The following is an 18,076-nucleotide window of genomic DNA, read 5'->3' as shown; positions in this document are numbered from 1 at the left end:
GAACATACTGCGAGTACAAAATTCTGTAAACTAAGCAATCTAAATTATTATAGCATAAGTTATTTACCCACGCACTGCATCTCATTCGCTTTTTTTACAATAAAGTTTTTTCATGACTTGAATTCGTTACGCCATAAGGTTGTATACCGTAAATGCAAACGCTCCTTGAGCACGGAATCCGGCTCACCTTGAAGCGATCGCAGGATTTGCAATTCTTCTTCACGAAGTTCATCCCTTCGCACATCGAGAGCTAACAGTAAGCTCTTGCCACGCCCTACGGCTTCATCCTCTTCAACAAATCGAAGAAATAACTGATTCACATTGGTCGTCTGCGCAAAACTGAATAAGATGAGCTTCGCCATATTCTCGTAAATGGATTCAGAGGTATGCTGCATTTTCTTGACATGCACGTCAATCGCTAACGTAGAAGCATTCCATGACACCTTGCTGTAACGCAGGGTCAAAGGCAGCTCCGATAATGCATCAACCAGGTTATTCTCATTTATTGTCAATGGAGACAACTCTGAAATTACGGGCAAGCTTTCTGGCACGCCCCTGGATTTTATAACTCCTTGCGAAAATATCGTGAGCATCATAGCGATCACCATGGAACCTATACAAGCTAGTGTGAACGGTTTAACCAAACGCATCTCATCGCGCTCCTTTTCCATGGACGATCTCGTCCAGAGAATACCCTACACTAGCATTGTACAATCAAAAAAAGCAGGCTATGCCTGCAATTTCTATCCGTCGGTTTCGACTGTACCGTATTTCGTCAGGACAGTGGCGCTTCCACGGATTTTCACGGCAGAAGTGTGTTCTGTAAATTGAGCAATAAGCACTTCGCCTTTATCTAACTTTTCAGTATGATGGAAACGCGTATCTTGCCCGCGAGTTAAGCCGATGACTTGCACGCCCTGCGCTTTGGCTTTCACGATAAAATACTCCGCACTGCTGTTGTTCAAATTCTCTTCCACCTACGTTTCCCCTCCTTCTTAAGCGTTGTTCACGGCTTTTCATCCCTTTAGGAAAAGAAAAAGCCGTGAACAACGGTCACGGTCTAATTCTAAAACACTAAAATATGTACAATCGTTTATTTAATTCCGTCTTTAAGTGCTTTACCCGGTTTGAAAGCTGGGATCTTGCTAGCTGGAATTTCGATTTCTTGACCCGTTTGCGGATTGCGACCCTTACGAGCGGAACGTTCGCGTACTTCGAAGTTACCGAAGCCAACCAATTGAACTTTATCACCGTTTTGAAGCGCTGCGGAAATGGCGTCAAATACCGCGTCAACTGCCTTCGTGACATCTTTCTTCGAAAGTTCTGTCGCTTCAGCAACTTGTGCAACCAATTCTGATTTGTTCATGCTCTTTTCACCTCCCCAGAAGGATTATGCTCCGTTATCATACTTTCTTACCGTTTCGCTGAAAATTATACATTCACGTGGAAATTTGCCTTTCCCAAAACGGCCCAGCACCTTCGTGCAGGCAGGAACAAACTTATAGTAATACACTGGGGAGTGAATTTCAAGTGCTCTCAAGGGTTTTGCGGCATTTTCATCCAAAAAATCGGCATATTTCTTAATTTTTGCCTGAACGCGTACGGTATAGATAGTAAAAGGTCACGGAGAGCGCCAGTACGAGTACAATCCCTTTGATAATGTCATGCATGAAATATTGCACATTCATCATCGTTAGTCCATTGACAAGGACCCCAATCAATACGGCGCCAAAAAATGTGCCAATGACGTTCGGCTTGCCCGCACCCATAATCGAGAATCCGACAAACACGGCAGCTACGGCCTCCATTAAGAGGGGCGCACCCGCATCAATTTGACCAGATCCAATTCGTGCAGCAAATAAAACGCCGCCAAAAGCCGCAAATACGCCCGATGCCACATAAGCCAATGTACGAACCTTTTTCACCTTGATCCCCGACAAGCGGGCTGCTTCTTCGTTCCCGCCTGTCACATACATTTGTCGGCCAAATCGAGTATACGTCAAAAACACATGAACAACAGCTACGGCAATAATCAACAAAATGACAGGAACTGGAATGCCCAACCATTCTCCCTGACCTAACCATAGGAACGATTCACTAAATTTCCCTGGCGCTTTCGTCCCATCTTGAAATTGCATGTTGTTATAGATGGAATAACCTGATGTATACGTCTTATGCAATCCTGACACGATATACATAATGGCAAGCGTCGCAAGTAAATCGGGAATTCGTACCTTCACAATAAAGAAGGCATTAATACAACCAATCGCCGCACCAATCAGAAGCGGTACACCAATGACAATATATATGGGTTGTTCATACCATACCATCATGGACGCGGAGACGACGGTCGCGATCGAGACCGTGGATCCTACGGAAAGATCGAACCCATCGACGATAAGCGAAAGCGTCACGCCTATCGCAACAAACGTCACGATAGAAATGGAACGAAGAATGTCTGTTAGATTCGCATAGCTAAAAAAATGCGGTAATGTAAGCGAGAAAAATAGTATAACACCTAAGATCACAATAATGGATCCATAGCGAAATAAGATATGGAGCAATTTGTTCTTCATGATTCGTCCTCCTGACCTGCGCTTGCGTAATACAATAACTTCTCCTGCGTTGCCTCATCGCGGCTAAATTCTTTGACGACGCGGCCCTCACACATCACGAGGATCCGATCTGCAATGCCGATCGCCTCTGCAAATTCGCAGGTGAAATAGAGAATGCCTTTTCCTTGATGTGCAAGATCACCGATGAGTCGGAAAATATCGCTTTTTGCTCCGATGTCGACGCCTTTCGTGGGCTCATCGAACAAAAACACATCCGCTTTGGTCTCCACCCATTTCCCGATCGCTACCTTCTGCTGGTTCCCTCCGCTCAAAAATTTCACCTGTTGCTTCAACGACGAAGTCTTTACGCCCAGACGGTCAACCAGCCGTTGCGCGTGCTCTTGTTCTCGACGTCCGCGAACAAAGCCGATACGACTCAGTTGTCGCAACAAAGGCAGACTCAAATTTTGCTGCACTGAATCTTCAACCATAATCCCGTGTTTACGGCGCTCTTCGGGTACAAGAACAATACCAGCTTCAATGGCATCCGACGGGTTCTTCACGCTCAACTTCCTGCCGTGCATGAAGATATGTCCTTGATCACGACGTAATGCACCAAATAGGACATTCGAAAGCTCCGATTTACCGGCACCCACCAGACCTACGACACTGACAATCTCACCGCTTCGTACCTGCATGTCCACCTGTTTGACGCGCGTTCCTGAAGTTAACTGGTCCGTCTGTAAGATCACCTCACCGATCGGCACGTTCCGCTTTGGAAATTCTTCCTCGAACGTCTTCCCAAGCATGTGCCGGATGACTTCGTCCATGGATGACGCTTCGCAGGACTCCGTATACACCTGTTGACCATCTCGCATGACGGTCACGCGATCACAATGTTCGAAGACCTCTGGCAAGCGGTGTGATATAAAAATGCACCCAATGCCTTCTGCTTTCATTTGTTTCATAACGCGGAATAAATTCGTGGTCTCTTCATGGCTTAACGGAGCTGTAGGCTCGTCAAAAATAATAAATTTGGCTTTCTCAACTAGCGTACGGGCAATCAAGACAAGCTGTTTCTCGGAAAGAGATAATCCCTCCACCTTTTTACGCACGTCAATTGATGCTCCTAGTTTCGCAATCGCTTCTTCCGCTTCCCGATAGATTTGTCCCCAAGAATGCCATAAACCGCCTTCCCTCGTGGAAAGTCGGTCTAGTAGAATATTCTCGGCAACGGTAATCTGCGGGACAAGCGCGGTATCAACTTCTTGATATACACAGTGAATGCCATTCTTTTTGGCGTCCGACGGGGAGTGCAGCTTGACCTCTCGCGGTCCGATCGTTATCGTTCCCGCGTCTAGCGTATACGCGCCTGATAGTATTTTCATCAGCGTACTCTTGCCCGCTCCATTTGCGCCTAATAAGGCGTGGATCTCACCGCGATGCACGGTAAAATCCACGCTTTTCAGTGCCGGAACGCCCGCAAACGACTTCGTGATGTGTTCAAGACGTAGTTCCTCTTGGTTTGCAGTCATCGCATTCGAACCTCACTTATTTCTCGTAATCTTTCATCCAATCTAGTAAACCTTGCGTGCTGCTGCCCCATCCTTCAATATATTTGGATAGTTCTGTGGTAGATACTTGTTCAGCAGGCAATGCATCCCGATGTACAAATACCGGTTCCAGGACAACGGTATCTTCGGTGGTATCACCGTGTAATTTTTGATATAAGTAGCGAACTTGTACGCGTCCGATATCTTTCGGATCCACGGCAGCAGAAGCCACCCATGGATTCGCTTTATCCTGAATCATTTGTAAATCCTCATCACTCATGTCAATCCCGTACACTTTGATTTCATCGCGTCCAGCCTGCTGAATCGCACGTGCTGCACCTTTGGCAAATTCATCCCATGCCGTCCATACCGCCGAGATATCGCCTTTATTCGGATATTGCTTCAAGATCGCTTCCATTTGGGCTTGCGTATCTAATGCCGTATTGGCAGATGCTGCACCGAATGTTGCAATTTCTTTGATACCCGGGTTTTTGGCCATAAATTCTTGGTAAGCCAATTGTCTGCGTTCCATCGGCGCAAATCCAGCAACCCACACTTTAACGATGTTACCTTTGCCGCCAATGTCTTTACCCAATTGCTCTAGCGTCATATCCGCCATCTTCTGGTCACCTTGCTCGAGGACCGTTACACCTGGTATTTTCAAGGCTGCATCGAACGATACCACTGGAATCTTACTATCTACGGCCTTTTGTACGCCTGCTTGCAACGCTTCTGCTGTGCCATGATCCGTTAAGATCCCGTCGAACTGCTGCGTGATCGCCACATTGAGGTTGGAAGCCATCTTCGTTAAATCATTATCGGAAGCGAAGACGCTTACTTCTCCGCCGAATCTTTTCACTTCTTCTTTCACGCCTTCAATGTATTGCGCTGAGAAGGTTCCGATATTGAAATGCATAATAAGTGCGATTTTCTTACCTTTCAAAGGTAAATCCTTACCTGTGTCAGTAGATGTGGATGCCGCACCTTGGTCTGTGCTTTGCGTATCGCTGGACGCCTTAGCTCCACACGCACTGATCACGAACAACAATAAGATCATCGAAATCAAGGTTGCTTTTTTCTGGAATGAGCTTGCTTTTCTTTTCATCTTAAATCCCCCTACTAAAAATCTATCTTTTCCTTTGCTGAAACCTGAGGTAATATTTTCCCAAAGATTCATTATTGATACTATAACCGTTAATTCCGATTGTGTAAATTGGTTTTATGAAAAAAACTATGAATTTTGTCACAAAAAATAAAGAGGCGCTCGTGAAAGCACCTCTTTTGGATATTATGGAATGATTTGGTTGTTAGAGGATGATGGCAATTAATCCACCTGATCCTTCGTTAATGATACGGCCTAACGTTTCTTGCAGTTTATAGCGCGCGTTATCCGGCATCATTGCAATTTTGCCTTGAATGCCTTCACGCACAATGGAGTGCAGCGAGCGACCGAACATATCTGAATCCCAGACCTTGATCGGATCGTTCTCGAAGTCCTGCATGAGGTACCTCACAAGCTCCTCACTCTGCTTCTCCGTTCCAATAATCGGCGCGAATTCGGACTCGACATCAACACGGATCATATGGATAGAAGGCGCCGTTGCTTTGAGGCGTACACCGAATCTTGAGCCTTGACGAATGAGCTCAGGTTCATCCAACTGCATCTCGGCAAGGGTTGGAGCAGCAATACCATAACCCGTTGTCTTGACCATCTCCAGGGCTTCTGAGAACCGATCATATTCCCGCTTCGCATGACTAAATTCCTGCATCAGTTGCAGCAAGTGATCTTTACCTCGAATTTCTACGCCAACAACTTCCATTAAGATCTGATCGTACAATTCATCCGGTGCATACAGGTCAATCTCGGCAACCCCTTGACCCATATTCATACCGCTGAGTCCTGCACGATCAATGAAATCATAATCCGTAAATTGAGCGACGATGCGATCCACATCGCGTAAACGACGAATGTCCTTCACCGTGTCTCTTACGGAATTCTCATAGTTACTGCGCAACCAGTGGTTATCATTTAACACCATGACCCAGCTTGGAAGATTGACGTTGACTTCATGCACAGGGAACTCGTAAAGCACCTCGCGCAATACGCCCATCACATCATCTTCGCCCATGGTAGCCACGCTGAGCGTCATCACCGGAATATCATATTTAGCCGCAAGTTCATTACGTAGTTGAAGCGCTTCTTCACTGCGAGGTCGTGTGGAATTGATAATGAGGACAAAAGGTTTGCCCACTTCCTTCAATTCTGCAATGACGCGTTCTTCCGACTCGACGTAAGAACTACGGGGAATTTCTGCGATCGTGCCATCTGTCGTTACAACAACACCAAGGGTTGAATGCTCTTGAATAACTTTGCGAGTCCCGATCTCAGCCGCTTCTTGGAACGGAATCGGATCTTCGAACCATGGCGTGGAGATCATCCGCGGCCCGTTCTCGTCTTCGTACCCCTTTGCACCTGATACAGCATAGCCGACGCAATCTACGACGCGCACGTTTACATCCAAGCCTTCAGCCACTCGGATTTGCACTGCATTATTCGGTACAAATTTAGGTTCTGTCGTCATAATGGTCTTACCTGCAGCACTCTGCGGCAATTCATCAATCGCTCTAGCGCGGTCAGCTTCATTCGTAATGTTAGGCAAAACAACCGTCTCCATAAACCTTTTGATAAAGGTTGATTTACCTGTGCGGACCGCACCGACGACCCCGAGGTAAATATCCCCGCCGGTACGCTCAGCAATGTCCTTAAAAATGTCCACTTTTTCCACTGATATCCCCTCCTAAAATTTTTCTGACAGACGAATCTACCAGAAAACTTGTTCACTATTCACTGCAACGTATGAGCTGTTGCCGTTGTCGCCAGTGTGTGCCGCCGCTAGGATGACCTTTTCTAGATATGCGCGCGAAGCGACGTAAACTCGTACATGCATTTGGACTAGTAACATCTTATGAGCGAGTGGAAAAAATATGACGTTTTATTTGCAAAAAAATAGATTCGCGTCATTTCTCTCTGCTAGGTGCTACTGTCCATCAAGCCTTCCAAATATGATATATGTACACATTTGCTAGTTTATTCGCAATATATCTATAACATGACAAAAAAAAGCCCTCCCAACATAAAAATGTTGGAAAGGCCTTATGCTTACTGCTCAGCTTTCGGATTCTTCTTCATTTTCTGCGCTGCGGATCCAGAATAGAATCACTGTAATTAGGATAAATGCGGTTAATGCCAGCATGGGAATCGTAATGAAACCGAACCAATTTAAATAGTCAAAATTGCAAGGAATACCTACTTTGCAGGGTGCAAGCTTGGCAAATCCAGGAAGTTTCTGTTCTAATATATGCCAAATTGATATAGAACCTCCGATGATGCTGAGCGGAAGGGCATATTTCGTAATCCGAGTATTTTGTTCATAGGCTGCAATCCCTAGAATAATTACGAGCGGATACATCAAGATGCGTTGGAACCAACAGAGTTTGCACGGTTCATACATAAGCACTTCACTTAAATAGAGGCTGCCTGCTGTTGCAATGATGGATACGAGCCAAGCCGCATACAATCCATATTTATGCATCCACTGTTTCATCGAATCCCTCCGTTATTTGGCTAATTCTGCCTCAATGAGTGGAGTTAGGGCATCTAGCGTATAACCTGGAGATAGCTGACCATTCACAAACAAAGACGGAGTCGACGAAATACCAAGGCGGTTCACAATGCTATGGTCTTTATCTAACTCGGATTTGTTCACATCATCCTGAACATCTTTTTTCACTTTTTCTACATCGATGCCTGGGATTTGCTTCACAATATTGCTTAAGAACTCTTCTGTTGCCCAAGCTTCACGTTCATCCCCTTGGTTTTTGTAGAGCTCTTGATAGTAAGTCCAGAATGCTTCTGGATTTTGTTTGTATACCGCTTCACCGAACATCGCTGCGCGGCGAGAGTCATTATCCTTTAATCCCATCGTCTGGCTCATGAACGAGAAATTAATGAAGGTTAATTTTACTTTTCCGGTGTCAATATATTGTTCTTTGAGTTTCGGGAACGTATCTGTCTCAAATTGGCGACAAGTCGGACATTTAAAATCACCAAACTCCACCACTTCTACTTTCGCATCTGGTTTCCCAATTGTAGGTTGGCCTTCGGTAGAAATATCATAGACCTTTCCTGCCGCTGGCGGCGTATCTGCCTTCGAAGGTTGAAGGTTGTTCAATACAACCAGAGCTCCAATCAATACCACAACGACAACAGCGATAAAGATACCGAAAAATTTATTATTCGGCTTCGACTTGGATTTCTGCGATGCATAGCTTCCACTATTCTTCTTATGCTTACTTTCTCCCACGTTCATTCTCCTCTTCAAAAAATTTAAGATGCAGTATTGATCGGTACAGGTTGTTGGTTCACCCAATGATATGTAGTTGATTTGACGGGAACATAATAGGAAGCTTCCACGAGCAGATCACGTAAATCTATATTCTGACCTTGCGGTTCTTTGCCAGATTTCTGAATAGCTACCATGATGTCAGTTGCGTAATCGACAAATACCTTGCCTTGTTTGTCCATCATAAACGGAATTTCTTCCCCAGAATAGACACTTTTCAAGGTAGGTACCTTGCTGTTCAACAAATCGCCATTAATATCATAAAAATCGGGATAGGCTTGCTCCCCTGCCGGTAATTCTCCTGCATGCGCGCTCTTATACGTATCGACAAGCTTCTGTACATCATTGACTTGTTGAAAGGTCGTCAAATCCATAACTTTAACCGCGGGTTTCGTCTCTTCATGAATGATCATAAAATAACCTGTTCCACCCTTCTCATAAGCAGTGGATGGAATCGCACTGAGATACTTGCCATCGATCAGCGGTTCAAAGTTAATCCGGTATTTCTCATACATCGGCGTTGATTGTGGACTTGTGATAATAGGTAATATACCGTTATCCTTCTGGTAGGATTCAACAGCATTCTGCACAAGCAATGTTGTCTCACGATAAGAGAGTTGATTCTCTCCCCGCAATTCCTTTGGATACATGCACCCTGTTGTTAGAGATGCGAGCAGCATTAGTATAGCTGCTGCTGCTCCTACGCGAGTCGATTTATGCTGCAACCTCATTCTACGCCTTGCCATAACTGTCAAAACAAGTCATCCTCCTGTTCCTTGCGGGCTAATTGTTTGCGAATCGCCGCTTTGAGTGGATCTTCCGGTACGATCACAGTCGTATTGCCATTCACCCGTGCTTGACAGGCTAGTCTGATTCCGCTATGAACCAGCGACCCTAACTTTAATACTTCTTGCTTATTAGGAGGCATAAGACCTGTTGGCTGCCCCATTTCAACTTTACACATCAGACAGGATGCTTTACCGTCACACCGTGTTCGTATAGGTACCTTGGCACGACGTGCTGCATCGAGAAGTGTTGTGCCCGCTCGGACTTGTATTTTTCGTTGATCCGGTTCAAATTTCACTTCATACAAATCCATACTTGTCCTCTTTCTTGTTATCTAGAAATATGTTTTGTTGATAGCTACGACAGATCCTTCTACCTTTACGATCGCTTGACAACCTAAGCGGTAACCAGCTTCGATTTCTTCCTCATCTAAACGATTATATTCCGCATCTGTTGGTGCTTCCAGAAATTCTGCTCCTGACTCAATGAAGCAGCGGCATCGCGCACAGGTTCCCCGTGTACAAGAGAATCCCCAATCCACACCGTGTTTGACGGCCATATCGAGAATCGATTTCCCTAATTCGATCTCAACTTCTTTGGCTATCGTTCTGCCCTTTAACTGTATACTTTGTCCCATAATAGCCCCCCTCTTCTCTGCTGTCATATTCTTCTATCCTATAGACTAACTAACATTATATCACTCCAAAAAAAAGAACAAAAGATGACTCTTGGGAAGTAGAGTCCGCTTTTGTTCTTTGAACCTTCAAACTGCTATTTTTTCGTTAGCATCTTCATGATGGATTCTATATTGCTCATGCTAGCGCCGCTACCCTTAACGGCTTTAATAATGTCATTGACGGTGGATTCAGATACCGGGATTTTAGACATGCTCGAAACTTGCTTAATGAGATCCCGCAGTTGAGATTCGCTTTGCATCGTAGTAGGCTTCACATTGCTTGCAAGCTTTTTAATCTGATTTTCAGATATATGTTTCCCGGTCTTCTGGTTCACCGTCTTTAGAACATTTTTCGATACGTTATCGTTAGCCATGATTACCCTCCTCTGACGTGACTTCTACACATCATATGAGGGCTTGAGGTCCTTGGTGTAGGCTGATCGAGGATCTAACTTAGTTTCTAAGCCAATCTTCTTTCTGCGTCTGCGCAATTTCCTCGATTTCATGCGTACGAACACGCCCCATTAACGCTTCAACGGCCTGCTTGCCTGCTTTATTCTCGAAGAGTACTTGGTATAGTTGATCTGTAATCGGCATGACGACATTATATTCTCGAGCAAGGGCATAAGCTGCTTTGGTCGTCCGTATCCCTTCAACAACCATACCCATTTCTTGTAGAACCGTCTCCACCGTTTGTCCCTTACCGATCATAGATCCTGCACGCCAATTCCGACTATGCTGACTTGTACATGTTACGACTAAATCGCCGACTCCTGCTAGTCCGGCAAAGGTCATGGGGTTCGCACCCATTTCTAGGCCCAGACGAGCAATCTCAGCTAACCCTCTCGTAAGCAGTGCCGCTTTGGCATTATCACCATAACCTAAACCGTCGGAAAGACCGGCGCCTAATGCGATAATATTCTTAAGAGCTCCGGATAACTCCACGCCAAGAACATCGGGATTTGTGTAGACGCGGAAAAAAGAATTAATGAATAAATCTTGTGCTTCTTCTGCTGCCGCCAAATCAGCCGATGCAACAACTACAGTCGTCGGACAACGACGAACCACTTCTTCGGCATGACTCGGTCCTGAAAGGGCAACGATTTGAGAAGCGTCACAATCCAATTCTTCCGCGATCACGATCGACATCCGTTTTAGAGATTCGGTCTCAAAGCCTTTTGTTGCATGAATCACGAGAGACGCTGGATCACGATATAACTTCAATTCTCTCGTTACTTCACGCATCGCGCTGGACGGAGCCACGATAAGAATGGCACACGCCCCTCTAACGGCATCCTCCATCGAAGTCGTTGCATGAATTCTTGGCGACAAGTCCACACCTGGCAAATACTTCTCATTCCGATGATCTTCATTCATTTGTGCCACCTGCTGTGCATTACGAGACCATAACATCACTTCATGTTCGTTATCTGCAAGAACACTCGCTAATGCAGTCCCCCAGCTTCCAGCGACGAGAACAGCTACCTTTTTAGACAACGCGTCTTTCCCCTTTCTTCGCGCCGAGCTTGTTCTCTTTTCCTTGTACAATCTTCACAATGTTCGTGCGATGTCTCACAAATGCGAAAACGCACAAGAGCAAGCTCGCCCATAATATTTCATACGGTCGGTTCATAATGAGGATGAGAATCGGCAGAGCAGCCGATAGAATTAATGAACCTAGTGATACGTATCTTGTTAACGCAATCACAATGATAGCTATAATACCTGCAAATAACGACGGCAAAAATGCCAATGTAGCCATGACACCGATGGTCGTCGCAATTCCTTTGCCGCCTTTGAAATGGAAATACACAGGCCAGTTATGCCCTACAATCGCTGCGATACCACAGATCACAGGGATCCACACGGAGATGTCGCCCATCCATTTCCCTACCCATACGGCTAGAATCCCTTTACCCATATCCAGCAGCAGAACACAAATCCCTGGTCCTTTTCCCAGAACCCGAAGCGTATTCGTTGCCCCTGCATTTCCACTGCCATGTTGCCGTATATCGATACCTTTTAACCATTTCGCAATAATAAAGCTAAAGCTAATGGCACCGATTAAATAACTTAGAATTATTGAGATAATCGCTAGAACCACGGTTCGGTTCTCCTTCCTTTGTTCCCCTAATCTTTATCCGTTTTGCGGCGTGTAAAGATACGAATCGGCGTTCCTTCAAAGTTAAATGCGGCTCGAATCTTATTCTCTAAATAACGCTCATAGGAGAAATGCATTAACTCCGGATCATTTACGAAAATAACCATCGTAGGCGGCTTTACAGCCACTTGTGTAGCATAGTTAATCCGCATTCTACGCCCTTTATCCGTTGGTGGCGGATTAATCGCAACCGCATCGGATACGATGTCATTCAGGATATGTGTCTGAATCCGAAGTGCATGCTGTTCAGAGACATGTTGAACGACTGGCAATAGCTTCTGCAGACGCTGCTTCGTTTTTGCAGATAAGTATACAATCGGACTGTATGTCATGAACAAGAAATGGTCACGAATCTTCTGCGTAAATTGTTGCATCGTTTTGTCGTCTTTCTCGACGACATCCCATTTATTCACCACGAATAAAGAGGCTTTACCCGCATCATGCGCATATCCTGCGATATGCTTATCCTGCTCGATAATCCCTTCCTCGCCATTTACGACAACGAGAACGACATCGGCCCGTTCAATCGCTTTGATCGCACGCATCACACTGTATTTCTCAGTGGTTTCATAAACTTTACCGCGCTTACGCATCCCGGCTGTATCAATCAATACATACTTCTGTCCATCGCGTTCAAACGGCGTATCAATCGCATCTCGCGTTGTTCCCGCAATATCACTAACAATAACACGTTCTTCGCCAAGAATCGCATTGACAAGCGACGATTTCCCAACATTCGGTCTACCGATCAACGCTACTTTGATCACGTCTTCGTCGTAATGTTCTTCTTCCTTTTCAGGCAGCAATACCGTAACAGCATCCAACAGATCACCTACACCTGTACCGTGGGAACCCGACATTGCAATCGGATCGCCGAAACCTAAGCTGTAAAATTCATAAATCTCATCCATGCGGCTTAAATTATCGACTTTATTAACCGCAACAACGACTGGCTTGCCGGAGCGGAAGAGAATTTGAGCTACTTCTTCATCTGCGTTCGTAAGACCGCTCTTCGCTTCACACATGAAGACGATCACGTCAGCTTCTTCAATCGCAAGCTCCGCTTGCATACGGATGGACTTTAAGATAGCATCTTCGCCATCAATTTCAATTCCGCCCGTATCGATAACACTAAAGGGAATCCCATTCCATTCTGCCGTCCCGTAGATCCGATCACGCGTGATCCCTGGCTTGTCTTCAACAATGGCCAGACGATCCCCGATAATCCGGTTAAAGATCGTTGACTTGCCGACGTTAGGACGTCCAACAATGGCCACAACTGGTCTAGACATAATCTATTTCCTCCTATACCTTGACTCACATTCTGTCATTACTTCTTCCAACTCTTTACTCGTCTATATACAAAACCTGCCGTTTGCTTCCCCACAATCATCGCCGACTCCCAGCACCATGCGCTTAAACGAGCAACAACGATCGCTAACCACCATTGGTCATACCACCCAGCCGTGCCGAGTGAAATAACATGATGACCTCCTGATATCCATTGTAACAATCCGTCCCCAAGTAGAAAAGCTATCGTGATCACAACCATTTGCTCTTCTATGGATTGAACGGCAAGCAACACGCACAAGGTAGCTACAATGACGGGATCCCACACGGGCGAAACCCATATAAATATAGGGTCCATCCTCACGAAATGCCCGAATAAGGCATACACCGTACCAATTAATACAGTAACCGTCAGTACATATAATTTGCGATACCACACCTGAATCTGAAAAAAACATAGAAGCGCACTGCTGAGCAATACCACGATGCCTGCATTCAATCGAATGTTAGGCGTGATCTGCAGGTTCATAAATACACATATTAGCCAGCCTAACATAAATAATAAACATGCTCGATAAGACAGAGATTTCATAAAAACTTCTTTCCAACCGCTAACAATTAATATAAGGACAATCAAATACACTAATATCGCGATTGTACCCGCATTCAATAGGATCACCTCAACTGCTCCTATTATCTGTCAATCGGATGGTTTTTAATCTTACTTTCTCTGAGCAAATTCGGTAATGTCAATGCCGCGGGCATAACACCAGTGAGCAGTTTCACCGCCAATAATGAATGGGACGCGCCATAATTCTTCAATTGTAGCTGCACCAACGCCGGTCATGATCAACTTGATATGTGCATGCAGGGTATTGATTTGTTGAATGACCGCTGATGTACCTTGTGTTTTCAACGTTTTCAAGAATATACCTGCTAATCCTGCAGCTCCAGCACCAATAGCAAGCGCTTTACAAATATCCAAAGCATTGCGAATACCGCCTGAAGCCATAATATGTGCAGGGGCGCAACTCTTTTGTACGTCTAATAGAGAACAACTTGTCGGGATTCCCCAATCATTGAGCCAAGCGAGCGACTCTTCCCGTCTCTCATTCTCAATGGCTGCAAAATTCGTTCCGCCGAAGCCGCCTACATCAACGATACTCACACCAATTTCACGCAGGCGTCGAGCCGCTTCTCCCGTAATCCCAAATCCAACTTCTTTGACAATAACAGGGACAGATACAGCGTGTACAATGCGTGCGATACGATCCAATACACCGCGAAAATCACGATCGCCTTCTGGCATAATTAATTCTTGCATGGGGTTCAGATGAATTTGCAGTGCATTCGCTTGCAGCATTTCCACAGCTTGTTGTGCTTGGTCTACTGTTGCTTCACTGCCAAGATTACCGAAGACAATTCCTGTGGGGTTCATTTCTCGAACAATGGTATAGCTTGAACGTACTTCCGGATGCCGTAATGCGGACATTTGCGAACCGACTGCCATCGCAATCCCCGTCTCTCTTGCGGCAATCGCGAGCTCGCGATTGATTTCTTCCGTCTCAGCCGCTCCTCCAGTCATCGCATTAATAACAATCGGCGAACTCAAATTGAGCTCGCCGATGTACGTTTCGAGTGACACGGAAGAGAGAGATTGCTCAGGTAAACACTGGTGCACAAAACGGATATCCGAAAGTCCGTGTTCTCCGCTTTGGCCAATTTGCAGCGCATGCTGCAGATGCTCCACCTTGCGCGAAACACGCATCTCTCCATTCCTCCCGTATAAACTGATGTCTAGTTTTTGAATTTGCTTAGTTTGTCGCCGAATTTCTCTGCTAGGGAGAAGCTCATGCCTTCGTTGCTAAGCGATACGTTCGGGTTGTTCAATTTGATTTCTTCGCGTGGCGCTCTGGAAGAAGATCTTGGAGCTTTTTCTGATTTAGGTGCTTCTGCTGGAGCTTCTTCTGTTTCTTTGATGCTCAAGCTTACACGTTTCTCAGCAACGTTAAGATCCAAGATTTTCACTTGAACGCTTTGTCCTTCTTTCAATACTTCATGAGGAGTACCGATATGACGGTGTGCGATTTGAGAAATATGCACAAGTCCTTCAACCCCAGCAGCGATTTCAACGAATGCGCCGAAGTTTACAAGACGTTTCACTGTACCTGTAACGATATCGCCAATGTTGAATTGACCTGCAGCTGTATCCCAAGGACCTGGTTGAGCAGCTTTAATACTCAAGCTGATTTTGCCGTTAGCTGGATCCACTTTCAATACTTTTACGCGAACGCTTTGACCTTCTTGAACCACGTCAGCTGGTTTCTCAACATGAGACCAAGCTAATTCAGATACGTGAACAAGACCGTCTACGCCACCGATATCAACGAATGCACCGAATTGTGTCAAACGTTGTACTGTACCATCGATCTCTTGACCTTCTTGAAGATTTGCAATGATAGCAGATTTGTTCGCTTCGAATTCTTGATCCAGAACGTCTTTTTGAGACAAGATCACTTTGTTGTTCTCGCGATCCAATTCTTTTACTTTCACGCGCAATGTTTTACCTTTGTAATCGCTGAAATCTTCAACGAAATGACGCTCTACCATCGAAGCAGGAATGAAACCGCGCGTTCCTACATCAACAACTAGACCACCTTTTACTACATCTGCAACAGCGACTTCAAAAACTTCACCGCTGTCTAATTTCGCTTGCAATTGCTCCCAAGCATTTTCATTGTCGATTTGACGCTTGGAAAGTACCATTTTTTCATTTTGATCATCAATAGTCACGACTCTACACTCCACTTCTTGGCCAATTTGTACCGCATCCGCAGCATTTTCTACTTGTAATGAAGATAACTCACGGATCGGGATAATACCATCATATTTATATCCAAAGCTAACAATGGCTTGGTTATCCTCAATTTTAACAATCGTTCCTTTGACAGTATCTCCTTTTTTGATGGATACGATGTTGTCAAGTGTTGCTTGGTTTTCCACAGATTCAACATTTGTTTCTTCCGACATTGTAATACCTCCTCAATTCAAAACCCCATTTATTTAAACCCACCATACGGCAGAGTTCAAAACCACTAAATTGTAGTATCTTTCCAAATTGAAATTTCATGCATTCGTTTACTGAGATTGCTGCTTCAGTTCTTGGATCTTCGACATAATCTCGTCCGTCAATAAATCAACGGCAGTCGTCGGTTCTTCCTGGAATGGTGCAATATCGATTGGCTTCCCGTATACTACTTTCATTTTACGAAACAATTTATAATTCCCAATAATTGCAACAGGTACAACAGCTGCTCCGCTGCGAAGTGCAAAACTAGCTGCACCTTTCTTCCCAGCCCCGTCCGAATTGCGCGAGCCCTCTGGGAAAATCCCCATTACTTTTCCATCCCGTAAAATCTTGAGTGAATTTTTGATAGATTCTTTACTGACACCACTTCTTTTCACAGGAAAGGCACCTAGTTCGCGGATCAACCACCCAAAACCCGGAATTTTGAATAATTCCATCTTTGCCATGAAGTGTACCTTACGTTCGAGCTTGATTCCCACGGTAGGAGGATCGAACAAACTCACGTGATTGGAGCACAACAACACGCCGCCTTCATCTGGAACATTCTCTATCCCTTTTGCCTCAAGTCTAAACAATAATCCATATATACCTCGTAAGAGGGCTCGACAAAAAGAATACAACATAGTTTACTTCGCTCCATCCGTTATGGTTCTGCAGTAGGAAATAATTTGATTCACAACTTCTTCAATGTTCATGGAGGTTGTGTCCAAACGAATCGCATCTTCTGCGCAGACAAGCGGAGAAATTTCACGCTGTTCATCTTGACGGTCCCGTTCAGCAATATCATGCATCAGCTGTTCTAAGGTAACTTGTTGGTTATCCTTAATTTCTTGATATCTACGGATTGCTCTTTCTTCCACACTCGCAGTAAGAAAAATTTTCAGTTCCGCCTGCGGCAACACATGCGTACCGATATCCCGCCCATCCATCACAACACCCTTACTGCTTGCTATGTTGCGCTGCATCTCGACAAGTTTCGTACGAAGCGGACCAATTTTTGCATAGCTGGACACGTTCTTGCTGATGTGATTTGCACGAATATAATCAGTCACATCTTCTCCATTAACAATGACCTGTTGACATTCTTCACCAGGAATCAATTCAATATGTAACTCACGCATCGCGTGAATAACTCGATCTGTTTCATCTGACGAAATATCGTGGCCCAACATAAACCACGTCACAGCACGATACATAGCGCCCGTATCAACATATACGTATGTCAATTCTTTGGCTACCTTACGAGCTACCGTACTTTTCCCCGCCCCTGCAGGTCCGTCAATTGCAATATTGATTTTGTCTAATCTGCCTCGTTGATGATTATCCAACAGGGTGTTCCTCCTCAAAGCAAGCATTCCTCAAGAAAAAAGCAGGCGTTGCCTGCGACGTGAAAATTATACCACACATAAAGGGCGGATGCAAAAATAATCGACTAGAAAACCTATTTTTTTGATTTCATTTCTGTTGATATCGGCACACCTTCGAGCTTATCCACATGAGAGATTATCCCCCGAATCCAAGGGATTCGCAGTGCAATTTGACTCACAATTAAGAGACAGCAACA

21 protein-coding genes are annotated in these 18,076 nt (G+C 45.0%); all 21 read right to left on the bottom strand.

Annotated features, from left to right (window positions below; genetic code table 11):
• Window positions 1-110: 110 nt before the first annotated feature.
• The gene (locus BVG16_RS03785) at window positions 111-650 is read right to left on the bottom strand and encodes a hypothetical protein (protein ID WP_144027276.1); all 540 of its coding nucleotides are present in this window, start codon (window positions 648-650) and stop codon (window positions 111-113) included.
• Between the two features lie 93 nt (window positions 651-743).
• On the bottom strand, window positions 744-977 hold the full coding sequence (mtrB, locus tag BVG16_RS03780; protein WP_408635286.1) for a trp RNA-binding attenuation protein MtrB: 234 nt from the start codon (window positions 975-977) through the stop codon (window positions 744-746).
• A 116-nt stretch (window positions 978-1,093) separates the two neighbouring features.
• Window positions 1,094-1,366, bottom strand: coding sequence for an HU family DNA-binding protein (locus BVG16_RS03775; protein WP_078497175.1), 273 nt, complete (start codon window positions 1,364-1,366; stop codon window positions 1,094-1,096).
• 214 nt (window positions 1,367-1,580) lie between these two features.
• Complete coding sequence (locus BVG16_RS03770) at window positions 1,581-2,576, bottom strand: ABC transporter permease (protein WP_078497174.1); 996 nt, start codon at window positions 2,574-2,576, stop codon at window positions 1,581-1,583.
• Window positions 2,573-4,090, bottom strand: coding sequence for a sugar ABC transporter ATP-binding protein (locus tag BVG16_RS03765; RefSeq protein ID WP_078497173.1), 1,518 nt, complete (start codon window positions 4,088-4,090; stop codon window positions 2,573-2,575). Before BVG16_RS03765 ends, BVG16_RS03770 begins: the two co-directional genes overlap by 4 nt.
• A 16-nt stretch (window positions 4,091-4,106) precedes the next feature.
• Window positions 4,107-5,213 carry a sugar ABC transporter substrate-binding protein gene (locus BVG16_RS03760; protein WP_078497172.1) on the bottom strand — a complete coding sequence of 369 codons (1,107 nt, stop codon included), beginning with the start codon at window positions 5,211-5,213 and terminating at the stop codon, window positions 4,107-4,109.
• Between the two features lie 202 nt (window positions 5,214-5,415).
• Window positions 5,416-6,894: a stage IV sporulation protein A gene (gene spoIVA, locus BVG16_RS03755; RefSeq protein WP_078497171.1), complete on the bottom strand. Its 1,479-nt coding sequence runs from the start codon at window positions 6,892-6,894 to the stop codon at window positions 5,416-5,418.
• Window positions 6,895-7,275: 381 nt separating this feature from the next.
• The gene (locus BVG16_RS03750; protein ID WP_078497170.1) at window positions 7,276-7,713 is read right to left on the bottom strand and encodes a disulfide oxidoreductase; all 438 of its coding nucleotides are present in this window, start codon (window positions 7,711-7,713) and stop codon (window positions 7,276-7,278) included.
• Window positions 7,714-7,725: 12 nt separating this feature from the next.
• Window positions 7,726-8,472, bottom strand: coding sequence for a DsbA family protein (locus tag BVG16_RS03745; RefSeq protein WP_158081613.1), 747 nt, complete (start codon window positions 8,470-8,472; stop codon window positions 7,726-7,728).
• A 23-nt stretch (window positions 8,473-8,495) separates the two neighbouring features.
• Window positions 8,496-9,257, bottom strand: a complete 762-nt coding sequence (locus BVG16_RS03740; protein ID WP_233146884.1) for a hypothetical protein — start codon at window positions 9,255-9,257, stop codon at window positions 8,496-8,498.
• A gap of 5 nt (window positions 9,258-9,262) precedes the next feature.
• A complete protein-coding gene (locus BVG16_RS03735; RefSeq protein ID WP_078497167.1) occupies window positions 9,263-9,610 on the bottom strand; it encodes a 2Fe-2S iron-sulfur cluster-binding protein in 348 nt (115 codons plus the stop codon).
• A 21-nt stretch (window positions 9,611-9,631) separates the two neighbouring features.
• On the bottom strand, window positions 9,632-9,934 hold the full coding sequence (locus tag BVG16_RS03730; protein WP_078497166.1) for a 2Fe-2S iron-sulfur cluster-binding protein: 303 nt from the start codon (window positions 9,932-9,934) through the stop codon (window positions 9,632-9,634).
• 134 nt (window positions 9,935-10,068) lie between these two features.
• Window positions 10,069-10,347 carry a stage VI sporulation protein F gene (locus BVG16_RS03725; protein WP_078497165.1) on the bottom strand — a complete coding sequence of 93 codons (279 nt, stop codon included), beginning with the start codon at window positions 10,345-10,347 and terminating at the stop codon, window positions 10,069-10,071.
• 79 nt (window positions 10,348-10,426) lie between these two features.
• Window positions 10,427-11,470 (bottom strand): NAD(P)H-dependent glycerol-3-phosphate dehydrogenase, encoded by a 1,044-nt coding sequence (locus tag BVG16_RS03720; RefSeq protein ID WP_078497164.1) that lies wholly within the window; start codon window positions 11,468-11,470, stop codon window positions 10,427-10,429.
• Window positions 11,463-12,077 (bottom strand): glycerol-3-phosphate 1-O-acyltransferase PlsY, encoded by a 615-nt coding sequence (plsY, locus tag BVG16_RS03715; protein WP_078497163.1) that lies wholly within the window; start codon window positions 12,075-12,077, stop codon window positions 11,463-11,465. Before plsY ends, BVG16_RS03720 begins: the two co-directional genes overlap by 8 nt.
• A gap of 26 nt (window positions 12,078-12,103) precedes the next feature.
• A complete protein-coding gene (gene der, locus BVG16_RS03710; RefSeq protein ID WP_078497162.1) occupies window positions 12,104-13,426 on the bottom strand; it encodes a ribosome biogenesis GTPase Der in 1,323 nt (440 codons plus the stop codon).
• Between the two features lie 38 nt (window positions 13,427-13,464).
• Entirely contained in the window at window positions 13,465-14,103 is a 639-nt protein-coding gene (locus tag BVG16_RS03705; RefSeq protein ID WP_078497161.1) for a YphA family membrane protein, read from the bottom strand.
• A gap of 42 nt (window positions 14,104-14,145) precedes the next feature.
• Window positions 14,146-15,192: a type 2 isopentenyl-diphosphate Delta-isomerase gene (fni, locus tag BVG16_RS03700; RefSeq protein ID WP_078497160.1), complete on the bottom strand. Its 1,047-nt coding sequence runs from the start codon at window positions 15,190-15,192 to the stop codon at window positions 14,146-14,148.
• Between the two features lie 29 nt (window positions 15,193-15,221).
• On the bottom strand, window positions 15,222-16,454 hold the full coding sequence (gene rpsA, locus BVG16_RS03695) for a 30S ribosomal protein S1 (protein ID WP_078497159.1): 1,233 nt from the start codon (window positions 16,452-16,454) through the stop codon (window positions 15,222-15,224).
• Between the two features lie 108 nt (window positions 16,455-16,562).
• A complete protein-coding gene (locus BVG16_RS03690) occupies window positions 16,563-17,135 on the bottom strand; it encodes a lysophospholipid acyltransferase family protein (RefSeq protein ID WP_078497158.1) in 573 nt (190 codons plus the stop codon).
• A gap of 3 nt (window positions 17,136-17,138) precedes the next feature.
• Window positions 17,139-17,840 carry a (d)CMP kinase gene (gene cmk, locus BVG16_RS03685; protein WP_408635285.1) on the bottom strand — a complete coding sequence of 234 codons (702 nt, stop codon included), beginning with the start codon at window positions 17,838-17,840 and terminating at the stop codon, window positions 17,139-17,141.
• Between the last annotated feature and the right edge of the window lie 236 nt (window positions 17,841-18,076).

It is taken from the genome of Paenibacillus selenitireducens (genome assembly GCF_002021565.1).
GTDB lineage: Bacteria > Bacillota > Bacilli > Paenibacillales > Paenibacillaceae > Paenibacillus_K > Paenibacillus_K selenitireducens.
This window is presented reverse-complemented; position numbering and strand designations above follow the sequence as displayed.

Bases quoted from the DNA above. Each gene is read 5' to 3' on its own strand.
- BVG16_RS03785 (WP_144027276.1), bottom strand. From the start codon at position 650: ATGCGTTTGGTTAAACCGTTCACACTAGCTTGTATAGGTTCCATGGTG.
- BVG16_RS03775 (WP_078497175.1), bottom strand. From the start codon at position 1,366: ATGAACAAATCAGAATTGGTTGCACAAGTTGCTGAAGCGACAGAACTT.
- BVG16_RS03770 (WP_078497174.1), bottom strand. From the start codon at position 2,576: ATGAAGAACAAATTGCTCCATATCTTATTTCGCTATGGATCCATTATT.
- BVG16_RS03765 (WP_078497173.1), bottom strand. From the start codon at position 4,090: ATGACTGCAAACCAAGAGGAACTACGTCTTGAACACATCACGAAGTCG.
- BVG16_RS03760 (WP_078497172.1), bottom strand. From the start codon at position 5,213: ATGAAAAGAAAAGCAAGCTCATTCCAGAAAAAAGCAACCTTGATTTCG.
- BVG16_RS03750 (WP_078497170.1), bottom strand. From the start codon at position 7,713: ATGAAACAGTGGATGCATAAATATGGATTGTATGCGGCTTGGCTCGTA.
- BVG16_RS03740 (WP_233146884.1), bottom strand. From the start codon at position 9,257: ATGGCAAGGCGTAGAATGAGGTTGCAGCATAAATCGACTCGCGTAGGA.
- BVG16_RS03735 (WP_078497167.1), bottom strand. From the start codon at position 9,610: ATGGATTTGTATGAAGTGAAATTTGAACCGGATCAACGAAAAATACAA.
- BVG16_RS03730 (WP_078497166.1), bottom strand. From the start codon at position 9,934: ATGGGACAAAGTATACAGTTAAAGGGCAGAACGATAGCCAAAGAAGTT.
- BVG16_RS03725 (WP_078497165.1), bottom strand. From the start codon at position 10,347: ATGGCTAACGATAACGTATCGAAAAATGTTCTAAAGACGGTGAACCAG.
- der (WP_078497162.1), bottom strand. From the start codon at position 13,426: ATGTCTAGACCAGTTGTGGCCATTGTTGGACGTCCTAACGTCGGCAAG.
- fni (WP_078497160.1), bottom strand. From the start codon at position 15,192: ATGCGTGTTTCGCGCAAGGTGGAGCATCTGCAGCATGCGCTGCAAATT.
- rpsA (WP_078497159.1), bottom strand. From the start codon at position 16,454: ATGTCGGAAGAAACAAATGTTGAATCTGTGGAAAACCAAGCAACACTT.
- BVG16_RS03690 (WP_078497158.1), bottom strand. From the start codon at position 17,135: ATGTTGTATTCTTTTTGTCGAGCCCTCTTACGAGGTATATATGGATTA.